The 20,263-nt window shown below is 31.8% G+C and carries 10 protein-coding genes, 1 tRNA gene and 1 pseudogene; 10 read left to right on the top strand and 2 right to left on the bottom strand.

Annotation, left to right across the window (positions count from 1 at the left end; all coding sequences use genetic code 11):
• Positions 1 to 10: 10 nt before the first annotated feature.
• The 5 genes from mutS (at position 11) to ETSB_RS06955 (ending at position 11,575) form a co-directional block, all read left to right on the top strand.
• Positions 11 to 2,638: a DNA mismatch repair protein MutS gene (mutS, locus tag ETSB_RS06975; protein ID WP_044107105.1), complete on the top strand. Its 2,628-nt coding sequence runs from the start codon at positions 11 to 13 to the stop codon at positions 2,636 to 2,638.
• Positions 2,639 to 5,238: 2,600 nt separating this feature from the next.
• Positions 5,239 to 5,625 carry a DUF3110 domain-containing protein gene (locus tag ETSB_RS06970; RefSeq protein WP_044107103.1) on the top strand — a complete coding sequence of 129 codons (387 nt, stop codon included), beginning with the start codon at positions 5,239 to 5,241 and terminating at the stop codon, positions 5,623 to 5,625.
• Between the two features lie 7 nt (positions 5,626 to 5,632).
• Positions 5,633 to 6,550, top strand: coding sequence for an N-acetylmuramic acid 6-phosphate etherase (gene murQ, locus ETSB_RS06965; protein WP_044107101.1), 918 nt, complete (start codon positions 5,633 to 5,635; stop codon positions 6,548 to 6,550).
• A 555-nt stretch (positions 6,551 to 7,105) separates the two neighbouring features.
• Positions 7,106 to 8,053: a cation diffusion facilitator family transporter gene (locus tag ETSB_RS06960; RefSeq protein ID WP_044107099.1), complete on the top strand. Its 948-nt coding sequence runs from the start codon at positions 7,106 to 7,108 to the stop codon at positions 8,051 to 8,053.
• Positions 8,054 to 10,576: 2,523 nt separating this feature from the next.
• Complete coding sequence (locus ETSB_RS06955) at positions 10,577 to 11,575, top strand: phosphoribulokinase (protein ID WP_044107676.1); 999 nt, start codon at positions 10,577 to 10,579, stop codon at positions 11,573 to 11,575.
• A 186-nt stretch (positions 11,576 to 11,761) separates the two neighbouring features.
• Here ETSB_RS06955 and ETSB_RS06950 read toward each other — a convergent pair whose 3' ends face one another.
• The gene (locus ETSB_RS06950) at positions 11,762 to 11,941 is read right to left on the bottom strand and encodes a hypothetical protein (RefSeq protein ID WP_232509881.1); all 180 of its coding nucleotides are present in this window, start codon (positions 11,939 to 11,941) and stop codon (positions 11,762 to 11,764) included.
• Between the two features lie 474 nt (positions 11,942 to 12,415).
• On the opposite strand from ETSB_RS06950, the gene ETSB_RS06945 reads away from it, so the two are divergent.
• From ETSB_RS06945 to ETSB_RS06930, 5 genes are all read left to right on the top strand, one after another.
• Positions 12,416 to 12,487: transfer RNA gene (locus tag ETSB_RS06945), tRNA-Gly, on the top strand.
• 108 nt (positions 12,488 to 12,595) lie between these two features.
• Positions 12,596 to 12,886, top strand: coding sequence for a hypothetical protein (locus ETSB_RS09385; RefSeq protein ID WP_232509880.1), 291 nt, complete (start codon positions 12,596 to 12,598; stop codon positions 12,884 to 12,886).
• A 92-nt stretch (positions 12,887 to 12,978) separates the two neighbouring features.
• Entirely contained in the window at positions 12,979 to 14,241 is a 1,263-nt protein-coding gene (locus ETSB_RS06940; protein ID WP_044107096.1) for a glutamate-5-semialdehyde dehydrogenase, read from the top strand.
• Between the two features lie 302 nt (positions 14,242 to 14,543).
• Entirely contained in the window at positions 14,544 to 15,902 is a 1,359-nt protein-coding gene (gene der / locus ETSB_RS06935) for a ribosome biogenesis GTPase Der (RefSeq protein WP_044107095.1), read from the top strand.
• 746 nt (positions 15,903 to 16,648) lie between these two features.
• A complete protein-coding gene (locus ETSB_RS06930) occupies positions 16,649 to 17,443 on the top strand; it encodes a PD-(D/E)XK nuclease family protein (protein ID WP_044107094.1) in 795 nt (264 codons plus the stop codon).
• Between the two features lie 1,337 nt (positions 17,444 to 18,780).
• Here ETSB_RS06930 and ETSB_RS06925 read toward each other — a convergent pair.
• Positions 18,781 to 19,665, bottom strand: a pseudogene (locus ETSB_RS06925) (ParA family protein).
• Positions 19,666 to 20,263: the final 598 nt, after the last annotated feature.

Genomic DNA, 20,263 nt, shown 5'->3' with positions numbered 1-20,263 from the left:
CATTTAAATTATGATTATTTCTCCTGATCCTAATTCTCAGTCAAAACTTGGGACAAGTAAATCTCCTCATACTAGTTATCTTCATCTTGACTTTCAAAAGTTAACTCCCATGTATCAACATTACGTGAAGGTTAAATGTCAATATCCTAATGCTTTGTTGGCGTATCGGGTAGGAGATTTTTTTGAATTTTTTTTTCAGGATGCCGTAATAGTTTCCCAGGAATTAGAATTAGCATTAACTAGTAAAGATGGAGGAAAAGAAATTGGTCGAGTAGCCATGACAGGAATTCCTCACTTTTCCCTAGAAAGATATAGTCGCTTATCAATAGAAAAAGGGTATGCTTTGGCTATTTGTGACCAAGTAGAAGACTCTTTTCAAGCAGCTGCTCAAGGGCGTATGGTAGAAAGAAAAATTACCAAATTACTCACTCCCGGAACCTTGACAGATGATGGGATGCTCCAAGCTAAACAGAACAATTTTTTGGCTGCCATTGTAGTAGAAAAGAAACATTGGGGACTTTCCTATGCTGATATTTCAACCGGGGAGTTTTTTACTACTCAAGGACAAGAATTAGCTAATTTAAATTTGGAATTATTACGTTTACAACCCTCGGAAATTTTAGTTCCTAGCAATGCCCCTAATGTTAATAGTTTATTGCGTCCTGGAGAACAATCGGAATATCTAATTGATGGGTTGCCAAACTGTTTTTGTTATTCTTTACGAGCACAAACCTCTTTTATTTTAGATCAAGCTAAACCTAAGCTTTTAATTACCTTTGGTATTCGTTCCCTCGAAGGAATGGGATGTGAACATTTACCCTTAGCAATTCAAGCTGCGGGGGGACTATTAGAATACATCGAAGATACCCAGAAAGTCCATCAAATTCCCCTGCAACCCTTACGAACTTACAATCAGGTTGACTTCCTTATCTTAGACCATCAAACTCGTCGTAATCTTGAAATAACCCAAACTGTAAGAGATGGAACTTTTCATGGTTCTTTACTATGGGCTTTGGATCGTACTTGTACTGCTATGGGAGGCCGAGCGTTACGTCGTTGGTTAATCGAGCCTTTGCTAAATATAAAACAAATTAATGACAGGCAAGATACAGTTAAAGAGTTAGTAGAAACTCCTTCATTACGCCAAGACTTACGTCAGTTATTACGCAGTATTTATGATTTAGAAAGGATTACAGGTAGAGTAGGTTCAGAAACGGCGAATGCACGGGATTTATTATCATTAGCTGAGTCTTTAGTCCGGTTAACCAAGTTGGTGGAATTAGCTGCTAAAAGAACTTCTCCTTATTTAAAAAATTTACAAAAAATTCCCCCTGAATTAGAAAAATTGGGTAGATATGTTATTGACCACTTAGTTGAATCTCCTCCCCTTCATTTAAAAGATGGAGGCATAATTCAAGATGGCATTAACAGAGACTTAGATGCCATCCGTCATCGTCTTGAAGATGATCGTCAATGGTTAGCTAATTTGGAAGTTACAGAAAGAAAAAAAATCAGAGTATCTAACCTAAAAGTTGGCTACAGTAAGAATTTTGGTTATTATATTAGTCTTCCTCGTAGTAAAGCAGAATTGGTTCCAGATAATTACATTCGTAAACAAACGTTAACTAATGAAGAAAGGTACATCACTCCTGAATTAAAAGAACGGGAGACTCGTATTTTGACAGCACAAGATGAGCTCAATAAATTAGAATATAAAGTTTTTACAGAATTACGTTTAAAAGTAGCTAAAAAAACTCAAGAAATTCGCAATGCTGCTAAAGCAGTAGCAGCTATTGATGTCTTATCAGGGTTAGCAGAAGTAGCAGTTTGTCAAGGATATTCTTGTCCTGAAGTTATTAAAGGAAGGGTAATAGAAATAATCGATGGAAGACATCCGGTTGTTGAACAATCTTTACCAGCAGGTGTATTTGTTCCCAATTCAACCTTGATAGGCAACAATCAAGACAATGATGCTCCTGATTTAATTGTTTTAACTGGTCCTAATGCCAGTGGAAAAAGCTGTTATTTAAGGCAAGTAGGACTGATCCAACTGATGGCACAAACTGGAAGCTTTGTTCCGGCTACAACTGCAAAATTAGGAATTAGTGATCGTATTTTTACTCGTGTAGGGGCAGTGGATGATTTGGCTACAGGACAATCAACCTTTATGGTTGAGATGAATGAAACCGCTAATATCTTAAATCACGGAACTGCTAAATCTTTAATTTTATTAGATGAAATTGGGCGAGGAACCGCTACTTTTGATGGACTATCTATTGCTTGGGCGGTCGCAGAATATTTGGCAACAGAAGTTAAAGGAAGAACAGTTTTTGCGACTCATTACCATGAATTGAATGAATTAGCATCTATTCTTTCTAATGTTGCTAATTATCAAGTTACAGTACAAGAATTACCGCAAGAAATTCTTTTTTTACATCAGGTTCGTCCAGGTGGTGCAGATAAATCTTATGGGATAGAAGTAGGAAGATTAGCTGGATTACCTAACTTGGTTATTGAACGGGCTAAACAAGTTATGAATCAGATTGAAAAAAATAGTAGAATTACTCTAGAAATAGGTAAAGAAACCCCAAAATGTGTTCTTTCGACAAAAATAGAAGAATCAAGCTCAAGTGATTAAACCATATAGTTATTGTCTTAACTAAAATTAGCTAATGAAATACCAATTTTTAAAATTTTGGAGTCAAGAATCTTGTTAATTCTTAATTATATAAGTTCTCTTTTTAATAAAACTTAATTTACTGTTGACACTTTTCACCGTTTTAAAGTAAAAATAGGCAATCACTTTTCTAATTGTCAGGACTTATTGTCCACATATTTTTCGGTACAATAAATAGTAGTTTTGTACAAATCAAACAATTTTAGTAATACTCAATGCTTAATTTGAATTTTTTAAAAAATTGTTCTAAATTTTGATTGCAATTAGTGACATTTTATATATTTTATTTAAATTTACTTTTGTTTTTTACTTAAATATAATTAATTTTAAATCGAAATCTATCTGGTACTACTTCAGCTTTAAGTATTAATTAATATTATTTTTCTAACCTTTTATAATATCTAGATTGATCTATTCAATTTTGTTCAAAACTTTTTTGTCAAGTTTATAACTATTCGATGATTTTTTCAGATATTCTTGTTTCTATAGTTTCTACGCTAATTCCTTTTATCTAAACCCACTTACACCACATAATAACTTCCTTTTCTTTTAATTACACCTTTATCAATTACCAATTCTTTTAAGATCTAAGATTTTTATCTATAATTGATTATCTAAATTTTTTGATTATTGTTTATATTTTTTAGTCAGTCTACTTAATTAAAATTAATTATAGATTCTTTAAAGATGAAGAATATTGTAATAGATATAGTTTTCTATTCAAAATAAATTGCTAATAGTTAATTTATTATTTTGATGGAGTTTCCTGGTGGTTGAATAAAAATAAATATAAGTTGCTGTTCTGTATTTTTTAAACAAAGTAAATTTATAATTTAATTTAATTTAATTTAATTTATTTGACTGAGTCAAGTATTTTATACTGTGGATATAAGCTCAATTATAATGTTAACCTAATTTAATTTAATTAAAAAATAAAACCTGCCCTAGTAGTATTTATCAATCAACTAGAGCTTTTGATAAAACTAGTACTGACGATTAAACTTTATCACTATGTTTTAAATATTTATATAACAGATTTGGTAGAACTAAAATATTACGTTAACTATATCAATCAAAATAAATTTGTAGTAGGTATTGCTTATCGAGTGGTTGAACATTAATTTATTATTTTGACTTATAATCATGGTTCAGATAATTTTTAGGGACTGCAGACTACGCACTAAAAGGGTACAACGACAGTTATTTTTTGTCCTAAGTATTAGCTTGTTTATCGGCTAATTGTGTAACATAATTAGTTTTTAATGTAATGATGAGAGAAAATCTTAAAAGATGATGGTAAATGTGAAAACCTGGAGAAAAAATATATTAAATGTCGTATTATTTAGAGTCCTCTCGGTAAAAGCCAGGATGTGCAAAGTTGCTGAAAAAATGAAAGTTAAAAAGAGATTGTGAATCACAAGTTAAACATTATTATAGATAGAAAGCATCCTATAGAAAATTAAATTTAATTAAAATATTGAAATATATTTTAAAGGTTTTATAGCTTAAAAATAAGTTTAATCTAAATCTAAATATTTATATTTTTTTTGAAATCTATTAGTTGTAAAAACGGTATACTGTAATTGTTAAACTAATTTAAAATAAATACTGTTACCTTGATATAAACCTAAGTAAAAAGTAAGAGAGTAGAATATAAAACTAATTTATCATGAAAGGGAATCACCTTAATACTTAGAGAATAAAACTCAATTAATTTTATAACCTAGCAATTTTTTTCTTTAAGTTTAATAACTACTTAACGAAAGACTAATAAATTACTTACTGGGTTTTAATTAAATAATGGAAAGACAGTATAAGTATCAAAAATATAACTATTAATTTTTAACTTTTGATTACATTATGTGATTAATTCGGTAGTTAAATTCTGATCTTTAGCTAAAAATATCACTATTTTTTGAGTGTGAAGTTAAATCTTCAGCCTTAATTACAATATTGATAGTTTTTTTTCAAGGGTGAAGATGAGATCATCTCCAGTATTGATGGTTAAAGCGCGACGATATTTAGCATAAAAATAATAAGTACCCTATAAAGATTACTTATAGGGTACTTATTATTTTTAAAATTTATAATACAATTCACCAACATGAAATTTTAACTTAACTTTTTAAGAATAAATTTATTCAATTAAAAGCTAAAAATAGTAGATAAAAAAATAAATAAAAATCTATCAAGCAAGTAAAGTTAAATAAAATATTCTCAAAAGTAATAGATTTATAGACTTTTTAAAAAGTTTATTATTTAATTTTTTAAAAGCACTATTTAGATATAAATATCAATTTACAGGCTAACTTCTTTAAGTTAATAGTGAGAATAATTAACTTAATAATAATTACATAAAAAGTCTTGAAAACTAGATTAACTTATAATTTAGTAAAAAAATAAATAAAGTCTTAAATGTCTAAAGACTGAGAGCTAAAGTATTTAATGGGATAAACCCAGTTTAAATCTATAAATTAACATTAAGTCGGCAACAGGAACTAAGTTGTTGTAAAATCAGGCTTGAACCTGTCATCAATGTATTGAAAGAAGGAGGAGTATGTATGGCTAAAGTGTATGTTCTACTGTACAGTGCTCGTACCGAAAACGAAGGAATTCACACTGTTCAAAGGGATGATCGTACCAAAGTTTTGATGTTTGAGTTTGAAGACGATGCTACCCGCTACGCCTTGTTACTCGAAGCTCAAGATTTCCCCTCCCCATCCATCGAATCTTTGGACTCAGAAGAAGTAGAAGAGTTCTGTCGAAAAGCAGATTATGATTATGAATTAATTAAAGCAGGAATGTTAGCCATTCCTCCGGAAACAAATGTAAACAGTGATTGGAAAAATGAAAAAATTCCAAAAAAAAACGATCTGCCAGAAACGACTTATGATATGTCTTCTGACGAACTGGACCGCATTCGTCGCCAACTAGAGGGGTTAATATAACAAATCTATGGATTATTTAGAAAAACGAGACCATCTATTAACCGAACAGATTAACCCCTCTAGTCGTAATTTAGACCAGTTAAGTCCTGTAGAGTTGGTCGATCTGTTTAATCGAGAGGATGCTAAAACTCTCAAAGCCATTGCCCAAGCAAGACTGGAATTAGCTCAAGCCATTGAAGTAAGTGCAAAAGCTTTAGGTCGAGGAGGACGATTATTCTACGTTGGAGCAGGGACTAGTGGACGCTTAGGAGTCTTGGACGCGGCTGAATGTCCCCCCACATTCTGTACCCATCCTGACTTAGTACAGGGTATTGTTGCCGGAGGAGTTGCTGCATTGGTGAGAAGTTCAGAGAATCTCGAAGATCGTAAAGAAGATGGAGCTTCTGCCATTACCCAACGCCAGATTGTGGATAAAGATGTGATTGTAGGAATTAGTGCTGGAGGAACCACCCCTTTTGTTCACGGTGCGCTAGAAGCTGCTAAAAAGTGTGGCGCAACCACTATTTCCTTAACTTGTGTTCCTGCCGAACAAGTCCCTATAATTGTTGATATTGATATTCGCTTGCTCACAGGTCCAGAGATTTTAGCTGGTTCTACTCGTCTGAAAGCTGGAACAGTCACGAAAATGGCCTTAAATATCCTGTCTACAGGAGTGATGGTACGTCTCGGGAAGGTTTATGGGAATCGTATGGTGGATGTTTCAGTGACTAATCGAAAACTCCATGATCGCGCTCTCAAGATGTTAGAAGATCTCACAGAGTTAAGTCGCGGAGAAGCAGAAATTTTATTAGAAAGTAGTGGAAAAAGGGTTAAATTAGCATTATTAATGCACTGGAAAGCACTAGATGTTCAACAAGGACAACAGTTATTAGATAACCATCAAGGAAACCTCAGAGAAGCGCTCCAAGTGTACGATCAAAGTTAGTCAAAATTTTATGGTTGTTGAGAAAAATTAATAGGTATTTCAGGACTAATCAGCAAAATACAGAGTTTAATTTTTGAATAGTTATTATGTTTCTTGATTGACTCAATTGTAGCTTTATTTCTAGTGGTAATCAATGATTATAGTACAAAAAATTAGTTAAGAACTCAGAAAAATATACTCAAAATAAAAATAAAGCACAATAAAGATTATTAGACTGTTTGTTTTCTCTTAAAATGTCAAAACAACGTCAAGAAAAAGCAATTTAAAATGCGTTGGCGTTAGCCCAGATATAATCGATCCGATATGTTATGAAACTTTGAAGGGAAAACCCTTAGTAAAAAACAGTAAGTTCTCTAAGTATCTCCTTTTCAAATTTCTCATTACAGTGAAATTTGAAAGGGAGATGTGTTAATTCTTACTTGGTTACCGAGCTCGTTGAAGTAGTGTATCCGTTCTTTAGCTAGTTTTCAAGGAATTGCAAAATCTCAGTATAATAAAACTGAACAAAGGTAAGAAACCTCTAACTCAAAGACTTGGAGACTTTATTTAACCTCCGTGGTACAAGATAACCATTCTCAAGTTCGTCAGGTCTTACTCATCACCCTGTTTTTAAATCTGTTTGTGGTGGGGTTGAAGGCTACAGTAGGCATTATAACTGGTTCGTTAAGTTTACAAGCGGATGCCATTCATAGTATTACAGATAGTGCCAATAATATTTTGGGTTTAATTGCTAATAGTTTGTCTTCTCCTCAACCCAATCGCCATCATCCTTACGGACGTCAGAAATATGAAGGAGTAGCTACCTTGGGAATTGTGGCTTTTTTAGGTATCGCCTGTTTTGAAATTCTTCAAGGTACAATCCAAAGAATCTATTACGGTGGTCAAGAAGTTAAGGTCTCTGGAGCGCAAATATGGATTTTGTTAATTGTTTTAGGCGTTAATATTTTTGTCGCTTTTTATGAACGTCGTGTAGGCAAACGGTTAAACAGTCCGATTTTAGTCGCTGACGCCTATCATACTATGAGCGATATTTGGGTGACAATTATGGTAATAGGAGGATTAATCGGAATTTGGCAAGCAAAACAATTGAATTTACCGCAACTTCAGTGGCTAGATGCTATACTAGCTTTTCCTGTTGCCTTTTTGGTGTTTATCAGTGGTTGGCAGGTGCTGCGAAGCAATGTGCCTTGGCTAGTAGATGTCATGGTGATCGCTCCTGAAGCGATACATAAAGTTGTGATGGGAGTTCCTGGGGTACTTAATTGTCACGATATTGCTTCGCGAGGACTTTTAGGAAGACAAGTATTTATTGAAATGCATTTAGTGGTAAATTCTCCAGACGTGGAAGGCTCCCATTATATTACAGAGATAGTAGAGGAGAGATTAAAAGAACGTTTTAGTCCAGTACGAGTGGTGATTCATATAGAACCCCCAGATTATCAGTCCTCCGAAATTAGTTTTGGGACTGAAATTTATGATAAAGTGTGCAATAAAACACATTAAACTTCCTATAGGCAAAAGGAACTTACATATAGATTCTGAGCTAGATTTCAGTCTTTGCAAAAACACTATTACCAGTTTGCTTAATCACTGTAATTTCTAGAGCAATATAATTTAAATTTATAATAATTTATGAAGTAGAAAACTTCATGTTTTCAAACTTTATATTGTCAAATACAATATCTAAATATTTACTTTTTAGTAAAAATACATCAATCATGCAACTGTGTAATTTATATCAAAGAAAACTTTGATATATGATGTCAGTACAAACAAATTTATATAAGCCCTAAATACAATTCAATGATTTAAAAGCAATTAGAAGAATAAGTTCCGCCGAACTGATTATGAAGAATTAAATTTTAATATACAAGATAAAGGTAATTAATGATTAATAATTAACATTTTATTTTGAATTAGTAAACTATTGTTTTAAACAACTTAAATTGATTATCAATATTTTTTGTTGGAGAAGATAAATGAGAATTTATTAGGTGTCATTCCTGAATTATTTTACAGTTTTTTGTAACAAATTAGATTTGTGATGCCAGCTAAGATAAATATTACTAATATTTATTATTAATTTTTATAATATTTTTTAATGCTTTCCTCAGTAAAATTTCAAAGAGAAATAATAGTGTTTTATTAACATAGTTTGATTGATTATTGGATTTTTATTTAAATCTTATTAATTTTCAAATAAAATATTTTTTTACGTAACCTTGATAGGGTTTCGATTAGTATTTATAGTTTATTTTGTTTTTACTATGTATTTAAAGAGAATTTAAATACATAGTTTGTTAGCCAGATGAATAAAAATAGCTTGCCCAAAATCAAGATCAACTAGCTTAAGATTATATCTACTATTAGTGAACTTAATACTGATTATTAACAACCCTAAAATATATTTTTTTGTTACTACTGGCTAGAAAAAATATCTATAAATTGGTATATTTTTATTCTTTTTCTCACTGAAAAATATTGCAATAAAACTTCATAATATTTATAGTAGAGCTTTATCAAAGGTTTTAAAAATTACAAACAATCTGTTTTCTTTTGGTTTTATCAGTTTTATAATAAATTGATAAGCATAAACGGTATTATAATTTTCGGCTATTCCTATGATTGAAGTTACTCAATCTTTAGAAAGTCCAGCAATGGATAAAAAATAAAGCCTAGAATAGCAGTTTCTAACTTTTTGATTAAAAAGTAGTTAATTTTAAATTCAAAATAGTTATTAAATCTGTTCATTTGTAATTTTTACTAGTATACTTTTAAAGTAAGTTATTTAGGATATCAGTTGATTTAAAAGAAATAATTTATTCTGAATATAACATAAAGGTCTAAAATTTCTTGAGGAATAATGATCAGTTTTGAAACCTCGTTTTTCTAAGGTGAAATAAGTAATTTTTATATATTTGAGAAAATTTTTAAAAAATATCTGGAAAATTTTTCATTAAACTATCCTATCTGAACATTTTTATGTTAGTTTCTGTCGTTTAAATAAAATCTCTCAGTGACTTTAATCTAGTAAATTTATTAGGATATTCTGTTGCTGTTATTGCAGGGCTAATTTGGTCCTATATTGTTTCGAATCGACAAACGAATTTTATCAATCAACTAAGTTTATATCAACGATGATAATTTATGAATTTACAAATTTCCATAAGTCACGAAGTTAAATGATTTTATTATTGATCTCTTAACCTATTATTCTCGTACTCAGTTTATGCAATAATTTAAATATTTACCAATTTTTTTTGATTTTTATTAAGATCATTAGTATAGTTCAGTAGAATTGTAAATCTTCTAGCAAGAAAACAATGTTTAGTCTTAAGCAACAAGTTATGTAACAACTCAATGTTATTTAATTTATCTTTTGTTGATAAAATCTTACGGATATCTTATATCGTCTTATACTAAAAAACATATCTAAATCAAAGTTAGATATGTTTTTCTAAACAAATCAAGATTTTTTTTAGAAGAATCGGTATTATCAAGAGGAATATAATTTTGATAGTATTTATGGTCTGTACTTAGTTCTTTTCTCAAAAACTCTGAGGCTTCAAGAAGCCACTGTCAACACGAAAGGTGGGGACTTTGCTTATGATACAATTCGGGCATCCTAGCACCACAAGTAGAGAGCTAAAACCAAACTAATATAAATATCAAGTTTTGATCACACCGTGTTTGCGCTATTAGAATGAAGAGCAGCCTATCGTCGGACTGTAAGACTTGTTATGTTTTTTCACACAGCAAGCGGACTTTTAGGTTGAAGACTAATGTTAAAATTACAAAATTTAATGTTTGGTAGTTTACTACCACATACCTAACTTACTCGAATTTATTAGGGTTTTGTGGGATCTATCCTTTCTATTGGACCAATCCCTTGGATATTGGTTAATAATAACTAATATCCAAGGGTTGGTTCGAAGTTTAAAGGTTAAAGCTTAACTGTTTGGAACATTTAGATGACATGAAAAAGAAACCAAGTTAAAAATTGGTATTTTGCATTTAGGGGGAACTATGTCCACTCAGCCAGATCGCGTGGTTCTTATTGGGGTCTCCGGGGATTCCGGTTGTGGTAAGTCAACTTTTTTGCGTCGCTTAATAGATTTATTTGGTGCAGAATTTATGACAGTCATCTGCCTAGATGACTACCATAGTCTTGATCGCCAAGGAAGAAAAAAAGCCGGAGTAACAGCCTTAAATCCTAAGGCTAATAACTTTGACCTAATGTATGAACAAATTAAAACTCTTAAGTCAGGCAAAGGTATTGATAAACCAATTTACAATCATGAGACTGGAATAATTGATCCACCAGAACGGGTAGAACCAAATAGATTGGTTGTCATTGAAGGGTTACATCCTCTCTATGACCAGCGAGTTCGTGAGTTAATTGACTTTAGTGTTTATCTTGATATTGAAGATGAAGTTAAAATCAATTGGAAAATTCAGCGCGATATAGCCGAACGGGGTCACACCTACGAAGATGTACTAGCCTTGATTAACGCTAGAAAGCCTGATTTTAACGCTTATATTGACCCCCAGAAACAATACGCGGATGTTGTTATTCAAGTTTTACCGACTCAACTACTTGAAGATCATGAAAGCAAGCTTTTACGGGTACGTTTGATCGAAAAAGAAGGAATCCCTTATTTCGAACCTGCCTATTTGTTTGATGAAGGATCTACTATTGATTGGCGACCCTGTGGTCGTAAACTCACTTGTGCCTATCCAGGAATCAAGATGTACTATGGACCTGATAATTTCATGGGAAATGAAGTTTCTATCTTAGAATTAGATGGTCAATTTGATAATCTCGAAGAAATGATTTATATCGAAAGCCATCTAAGCAAAACTGGGACCAATTACTATGGTGAAATAACAGAACTGTTACTTCACCATAAAGATTATCCTGGTTCTAATAACGGGACAGGTTTGTTCCAAGTGTTAGTAGGACTTAAAATGAGAGAGATTTACGAAAAAATAACCGCTGCTACTCGGGTTCTTATTCAGGTATAGTTTTATTTGATTTCGGAGACAGCTCAACGGACCGCTTATAATAATAACTAACAGTCAGTAGGCAGGCGATGTACAGTCTGATAGTTTAAGTTTTATCTCGAGTCCAATTATTATTCCTTTTTATAACTTTTAGAGTTAATTTCTCCCTTCTGCTCTTTAAGTCGGTGTTAATAACCCGATTGAATATTACTGGGAAGAGTCAGATGTGGTGTGAATCTGTTTAAGCAATGCAGTCAGTCCCTTTTCGTAATTGGAAGCAATCGCCAAAAAGGCTCCAGCTAAAAGATAAAGAGGAAAAGGAAGCATAAACCCCTGAAACCACTGAAATAATTGGACAAGAACGAAAAGAACACAAACTGTTATCATCCAGATTCCCATATGAGATACCTCCGTCTAATCACTACGACATCTTGATACTATCACAGGTGAACAGCATAGGATTCCTATAAGCACCTGATAGTAGACTAAAGTATTGTATTGTTAAAGTATTTAGTATATCGAATTACCCTACAATTATACATACTATTGTCCTTGGTTGAGTTCAACTGAGTAGGGCTTGTCCACCGTAGAAAATGTATCAAAAAGAATTTACCAGCCATTCTCAAATACAGAATTATAAAAAGTTATAGGTAAAAAAGATCAAAAAATACTTTACGCAGATTATTATTGAGAATCATAATACAACATCCTTATCCTTCTTTCTTTAATCAAGAAAACTATAAACTATATTCTACGCGCTTGAGTTGTGGAATGTAGTTTATGGTTTTTTAATAAAAACAGTTCAAAAGAGTTGACAATTTGCTAAGGTTTATGAAATAATGGGGTTCAATGGAAGAAGTTGCGGGTATAGCTCAGCGGTAGAGCGTCACCTTGCCAAGGTGAATGTCGCGCGTTCGAATCGCGTTACCCGCTTTGAGAAGTCTGATAAAAATACTCAAGACAAAGCTCAACGACTGCTGTCCTTCTAAGATTAGTGATAGTCATTAACTATAGCCTTAAGGGAGAGGGGGAGTAAAGTAGTTGACTAAGCGGAGATTTAGCGTTAGTGTCCAAGAATTGGGCACTGTACTATGTGTACATAGCCCAATTCTTGGAACAACTGAACTGACGCTTGTGCGACCTCAAGAGCCTACGAAACTTGATTTAAGTAATGATTATCTCTGTCTATGTCGTCGGCAGCGATATCCTCTCTTCTTGGTTGCTCTTACCAAGTCTTTTGTTTGTGATCTATGTCAGCGAATGTTCATTTTCGAAGAAAATAGACAAATTATTGAACGGCTGTCGCCGAGCTGCCCGTGTAAGCGCTCTTAGCGTTATGGTAATTTGGATTTTTCTTATGGGACTATTAATAACGTTATCGGCAATAATTTTTTTGTTAGCCTATCGGCGTTGATGCAAACTCTATGGCAATAGAAAGCTCTCCTAACGTACTTCTGACATCTGTCCAACGGGCTTATAATGCTTTTCTTGCCCTGGAAACAAGTGATAGCATTCATCGTAGCCAAGGCATCCGTGCTATGGCTCAAGGGATAAACCAAGCTTTTGATGACATTTTAGAGGCTAATACACTTGACCTCGAAATGAGCAGGGAAATGGCAGTTCCAGATCTTTTAATTGATTGGCTTAAATTGACCCCTGAACGACTTCATCAGGTAGTTTCTATTTTAGAGCGTTTAGCTGAAGTCCCCGACCCAATTCGACGAGTCTTTCACGCACCCTATCTCTTGAGTGCATCCCAGACCTATTGTCAACTGATGCCTTTAGGAGTCATTACCTTAATTTATGAAACTTTTCCTGAATTGGGAGCGATAACGGCAGGATTTTGTCTAAAAACAGGCAATAGTCTAATTTTACGGGGTTGTAGCTCATCTACTCACTCTAATGCAGTTATTGCTAAAATTCTTCAGATTGCCCTTGAACAAGTCAAATTACCAAGAGGGTGTCTAGAAGTTCTTTCAGGAGATGAGGGAGCTTCCATTCAAGATTTAGTAACGCAGGATCAGTATCTTAGTTTAGTGATGCCCTATGGCCGTCCTAGTTTAGTCGATCAGGTGACTCGCTTAGCGACAGCCCCTGTGCTTAGGTCAGCGATGGGAAATTGTTATCTTTATTGGTCTCCTACAGTAGATTTAGATTTAGTACAATGGGTAATTCTTGATAGCCACGCCAGTGAACCTGATCCTGTCAATGCCATTGAAAAAGTTTTAATTAGCCCCCTACACAATCCATCTATTCTAGTAAGTTTATTCAACATTCTACGAGGAAAAGGATTTCAATTACGTGGTGATGGGAAGTTATCAGCAGAGTTTTCTGATTATCTCACTCCTGTTAAATTGTCGGAATGGGGAAATCCCTATCTTGATAAAATTATCGCTTTTAAAATAATTAATGATTTATCCGAAGGAATTGGCTGGATCAATCAATATAGTAGTGGACATGCCGATTGTTTAGTAACAGATTCTTACCCAGAAAGTTGTAAGTTTGCTACAGAAGTTGACAGTGCCCTGGTTTATATTAATGCTTCCCCTCGGTTTTCTCGTTATCCTAAGCAAGGAGAATCTCTATTTCTAGGAGTTTCCAACCAAAAAGGACACCATAGAGGTCTGATTTCTCTGGAAACATTTACAACCCTTAAACATGTGGTTCAAGGAAATGGGAAGTTATAAAAAAAATATTGTTGAGGGTTTATCCTATGATATAGTCTCCGCTAATTCAAGCATAAACGGGATGCATCACTAAAGTGCGAGCTTGTTGTTAAATAGATATAATTCTTATCTTCAATTACTTATTATAGGTTTTTGTTTTATTTAATTAATCCTCCGTACTGAAGATACCGCGTATGTAGCAAATATTATTTATTTTACATTCGGTGATTTTGAGAAAATCACCGAATGTAAAATAAATGAAAGTGTACCTTAGTTAATTTAAAAAACTTGTAGTATTTTTGTTCAGAATTGAGAGAAAAATTATGCCACTACCTATTGTTGCTATTATCGGACGGCCTAATGTAGGCAAATCAACCCTAGTTAATAGACTAGCAGGAGATCAGCAGGCTATTGTCCATGATGAGCCAGGAATTACTCGTGACCGTACTTATCGGCTTTGTTTTTGGCAGGACCGGAACTTTCAGGTAGTAGATACGGGAGGATTGGTATTCGAAGATGACACGGAATTTTTGCCGTTAATTCGGGAACAAGCTATGACTGCTTTAAATCAATCAAGTGCGACTATTTTCGTTGTGGATGGACAAACTGGTCCCACGGCTGGCGATCATGAAATTGTAAGTTGGTTACGTCAACAATCCGTTCCCGTTTTATTAGCTGTCAATAAGTGTGAATCTGTAGAACAAGGAATTATTCAAGCGGCACAATTTTGGGAATTAGGTTTAGGAAATCCTTATCCAATCTCAGGAATTCATGGTAGTGGAACAGGAGAACTTTTAGATGATTTAATTCCCTATCTTCCTCATCTCGAAGAGTTAACCGATACTAATGAAATTGGTGTAGCAATTATTGGTCGTCCTAACGTGGGAAAATCTAGTCTTTTGAATGCTTTCTTAGGAAAAAAACGGGCAATTGTTAGCCCTATTTCAGGAACTACAAGAGATGCTATCGATACGGTATTTGAACAGGATGGACAAAGCTATCGGTTAATTGATACGGCAGGAATTCGTCGTAAAAAAAATGTTGAATATGGAGCAGAATTTTTTAGTATTAATCGTTCTTTTAAAGCCATTTGCCGTTCTGATGTTGTATTATTTGTGATTGATGCGATTGATGGAATAACGGAGCAAGACCTAAAATTAGCAGATAGAATTATTAATGAAGGCCGCGCAGCTGTAATTGTAGTTAATAAATGGGATACTATTGATAAAAACTCCTACACCATTTATGAGTATACAACAAGGGTATTTTCTCGACTTTACTTTATGGAATGGTCTCCTATTATTTTCGTTAGTGCAATGACAGGTCAACGAGTTAAAAGGGTTCTCAGTTTAGTTAAAAGTTCAGCTGAAGAACATCGTCGTCGCGTGAGTACAGCTGTAATTAATGAAGTTTTGCAAGAGGCAGTTAGTTGGCATTCTCCTCCTACAAATCGTCAAGGAAAACAGGGAAAAATTTATTATGGAACCCAGGTATCAAGTCAACCGCCAACTATTGCTTTATTTGTCAATGATCCAAAACGATTTAATGACAATTATCGTCGTTACATTGAAGGTCAATTCCGTCAACAATTAGGTTTTCCAGGGACTCCTATTCGTTTGCTATGGAGAGGAAAGAAAGTTCGAGATCTTGAACAACCTGTTAACCGAGCAGCCAGAGTATAGAGAGATAAAATACAGATAAAAATTACAATTTTTAAAAAGTATAAGTCATGTTTTCAGTAACTCTAGGAATAATATTTGTCTACTAATTTTATAATATCTATCGTATCAGAAAATAATATTAAGGGTTAAAACTAATAAACTAATGCTTCAAGTTAGTAATTGTAGTAGTAAAATAAATCAGTTTAAGAGTAAAAATATTACAATTTACCCCAAGCATATAGATAGAATTGATTTAAGAATATGTAACTAATTGTTCTATAAATTAGAATATCATTTTTCTTTGATTTATTATCTGTTAGGGCTTAAGATTTTACTATTAATTATTTAAAATACAGTATTGTAAAATAATTATATCCTTGTCATAAGATTACTGGTTACACAGTACGAACTCTTATATTCTTTCAAGTAAAACAGGATGATTTTACCGGGGATTGGTTGTATAATTTATAGTTATTAATATATATAATAAATGATTTATGAGTATTTATGTAGTATGCTTATTTATTAATTCTAAAAAGTAATTATTATTAATATTGCTCAACTTGTATGTTGAAGGTTATGATCTTCTAAATAAGAGCAAAAGAAAAAAATTAATTAGTAAGTCAGATGTTTTAGCAGTCCAGACTGAATCCATTAAGTCATAAGTATAAACTCAGATACTAGTAAATTTAAGGTATTCAGTTCTAAATTTAGGAGCTTTATATTTTAAAAGTTACCAACGATACAATTATCAATTTTTATATCTAATGAAAGATATTAGTTTAATTCATATATCTCAATCTCACTTGAATTTATTAGAAACTTGTCCTCCTCAATTCCAACGTGTTTATATAGAACAATTGGTTACTCCTTTAAGTCCAGAAAAACAGGAAAAATTATTCTGGGGAAATCAATTTCACCAACTCATGCAACAGCATGAATTAGGATTACCAATTGAGTTACTTGTGGCTAAAGATAAACAAATGCAAAATTCTTTAAACACATTAATTGATGCTGTACCTAACCTAAGAAATCCTTCTAAAAATAGTTGGAAAGAAGCTGAACATTCTCGCAATCTTGCGTTTCAAGGATATTTATTGACTGTTATTTATGATTTATTAATTGCTGAACCCAAAAAGGCTGAGATTTTAGATTGGAAAACCTATCTTAAGCCAGAAAAGTCTGAAAAATTAGCTAATCATTGGCAAACTCGACTTTATTTATATATGTTAGTGGAAACGTCTAACTATTCCCCCGAACACATTTCTCTAACTTATTGGTTTGTAAAACTTCCGACTAAACCTCAATCTTTAACATTTTTTTATGATAGAGATAAACATCAAAAAAATCATGAAGATTTAACAATGCTATTAAACCAATTCAAGAATTGGTTTAATAAATATATTCAAGAAAATATTAATTTTCCTCATCTCGCCAATTGTCAAACAAGTTGCCCTTATTATCAGCTATTGAATTCTGAGCAATCTCGGGAGACAAAATTAAATAAAGTAAAAACAGATTGGCTATCTATAATTGAAGAAATACAAGAAGTTTCTCTATAAAAAAAGCTTTCTATTACTAATAGTTATAAAATTTAGTAATAGCTAGTATTAAACAATATAAATTTTTGTCAATAAATACAGATAAACTATGCCTTACATTAGTATTTTTTACAAAAAAGTTTAAAATATCAATCATATTTTTTTAGATAACTTCTAAAGTTTTAATTTTAATACTCTTAACTAATCTAGCTAATTGCTGCTTAAATACTATTGAATTAAATTGATCTATGGTGAATATTTCAATACTTATTAAGTTATCTAGATATTTCATTTATTAGAAGTAACTTTTTAAAAGGCAGGTTTTTTTAAAAGATTTTTTGAAACCCTTTAGGTTGAATTTAATTCGCATTAACATGTAGATTTAAATAAATGTCAAAAACATAAATTATTTTATGTTTTTAGATTCATATGATTAAAGTTAAACTTATATTCCTTGAATTTATATCAATTAAAATATTTTTTTGAAAGATATTAGGTTGAAACGTTATATATAACATATATATTTATCCTCAAATATTTATTTTTAATTTTTCGTTTAATGTCATTTATTTTTTATAATAAAATATGTTGAGTTATAAATTATAAATATTTATAAATATAGATATATTTTTTTGAATTTCTATTATCAATAATAACTGTATTTATCAACTTAATCTGCATATCTATATAAGATTTATTTAATTTTTTTTCAGACTATATTTTCTGAAAATAGATATAACTGCATTCTAATTTTTATTGTTTTATGGTTATATTTTTTTTCTAAATTAATCAGAATTTTATTTATTTTATGATTAACTAATTATTATCTATAATAAGTTTTAAATCCTGTTTAAAAAGCTCTTAAATAGACTTTATTTATTTTTTATAATAAGGGGTTTCTACTTATGAGATAAAATTAAATAAATATTTTTTTAAATTACATCCTGTAATAATTGTGCCATATCTTCAATTTTTATAACTTTATATACTCTTCAATTTAACCATAAAATTTTTTAGTTATAATTCGGCTTAAATAACGATCATTTTTCTTAATTAATTTTTAATTAAATTTGCATTTAATGATTGTGATTTTTTTTTATAGATTGATTTTAAATTACCTACTTGTCAAGTAGATTCTAATCAATAAGATAAGAATCCCTTAAAGTTAGTTTTTTTTATCAGATCTACTTAAACCAGCTTAATCAAAAAAGACATTAATTAAGTTCATATTTTTTGATATTAATTAAAAATAAATAGTAGAGGCAAAGTCAACATTATGGAAGTTAGCATTACAAGAAAAAGTTCTGCCTAAATTAGCTGTATGTAGCTTAATCTTCTAAAACTACTCTTGTCAAGAATTAAGGTAGATTACTCAAAAACTCTTTAGTTAATTTAATAAAAGATTTAGAACCGCTATAATTTGGCATAGCTGTTACTATGGGACAAAAACTATCAACTGCTTTAGCCACATTAACATCCATAGGAATTGAAGTATGAAACAACTGATAAAAGTAAAAATCCTGTTTAACCCTTTTCATGACCTGCTTATAATAACGGCTGAGTAGACCTCCTCCTGATGAAATAAACACAATGCCCAATAAATTTTAATTTAAAGGATCAGTTTTTTCATGACTTTCTTTTAGTTGAGAAATGCGTCGTTCTAAAAGCTGTATTCCTAGCACTGATAAAGGTTCAGGACGTGCAGGAAGTAAGTAATAATGGCTAGCGGCTAAACCACTTCTAGTTAAAAGATTGTAAGCAGGAGCACAATCCATTATGATTAAGTCATAGTGTTCAATAACCGATGCAATAATTTTTTACATCAAGACTCTTTCAAAGTGGTTCCACACTTTGAAAAAATCAGGGTTACCAACGATTGCTGCCTGTTCATGTAGCATTTCTGAGATAACATATTCATCATAAAGTTCTAAGTCTCCTGGCAATAAGTCCAAACCTTCTATATTGCAAATATAGGGTTGGATTATATCGTGAACATCTAGTTTACTATAGGGATTTGGTTAAACAATGTTATTGAGTAAATAGCTCAAGGTGCGACGTTTTCTTCTTGTTTTTGCAAACTCATGAGGCGATATTAAACTGAGGGTTGCACTAATTTAAAAATCCAAATCTAACACCAGTACTCGCTTTCCATGATATTTAGCTAAAGAAGTGACTAAATTGACTGTCAGGGTTATTTTACCGACTCCACTTTTCATGTTAACGGTACTAATAACTAATCCCATTGATAGAATTCCTTGTTAAATAATACAGAAAAAAATGCTTCTACTAGAATTAGTGTATCAGAATTGCTAAGGATTAACGTCTTTATAAATTAGAAAAGGTTATGATCAATAAACTAATTTTTTATTTTGAATTTTATTTAAAATTATTTAAATATTTTTGTAACTGTCCTGCAGCTACTTCACATTCTCCTGATTTGGAAGCGATAATAATTACCACCACAATGTCATCCTACTGATAAATCAAACAAATGCTAGATTTTTATATAGTATTAAGAGCCAGTCTCATCTGTTGTAGAGTGCAATAGCGACTACAAGGATGATAATCGAAATTCGAGCTGTAAGCTATATTACCTAAGAAAATTAATTTGAGGAGTTTCCGAACTAATAATTAAACTGAAAGCCAAATTGAATAAGTATAACTCCAAGGTACAGAATAACAAGCCTTACAAATACTTTAAGTGAAATAAGCAATATAGACAGTTCTAAGTATCTCTATTTACAGGATATCAACAGCTGTTCAAGCAGCTATCAACATTACCACTACTAAGATAATGATTTCCAGAAATTCTGATGGAGCTAACTGAAGTTGTGGACTAAG

The organism is cyanobacterium endosymbiont of Epithemia turgida isolate EtSB Lake Yunoko, from assembly GCF_000829235.1.
Classification (GTDB): Bacteria; Cyanobacteriota; Cyanobacteriia; order Cyanobacteriales; family Microcystaceae; genus Rippkaea.
Note: the sequence above shows the minus strand (reverse complement) of the source record. Positions and strands in the feature narration are given on the sequence as shown.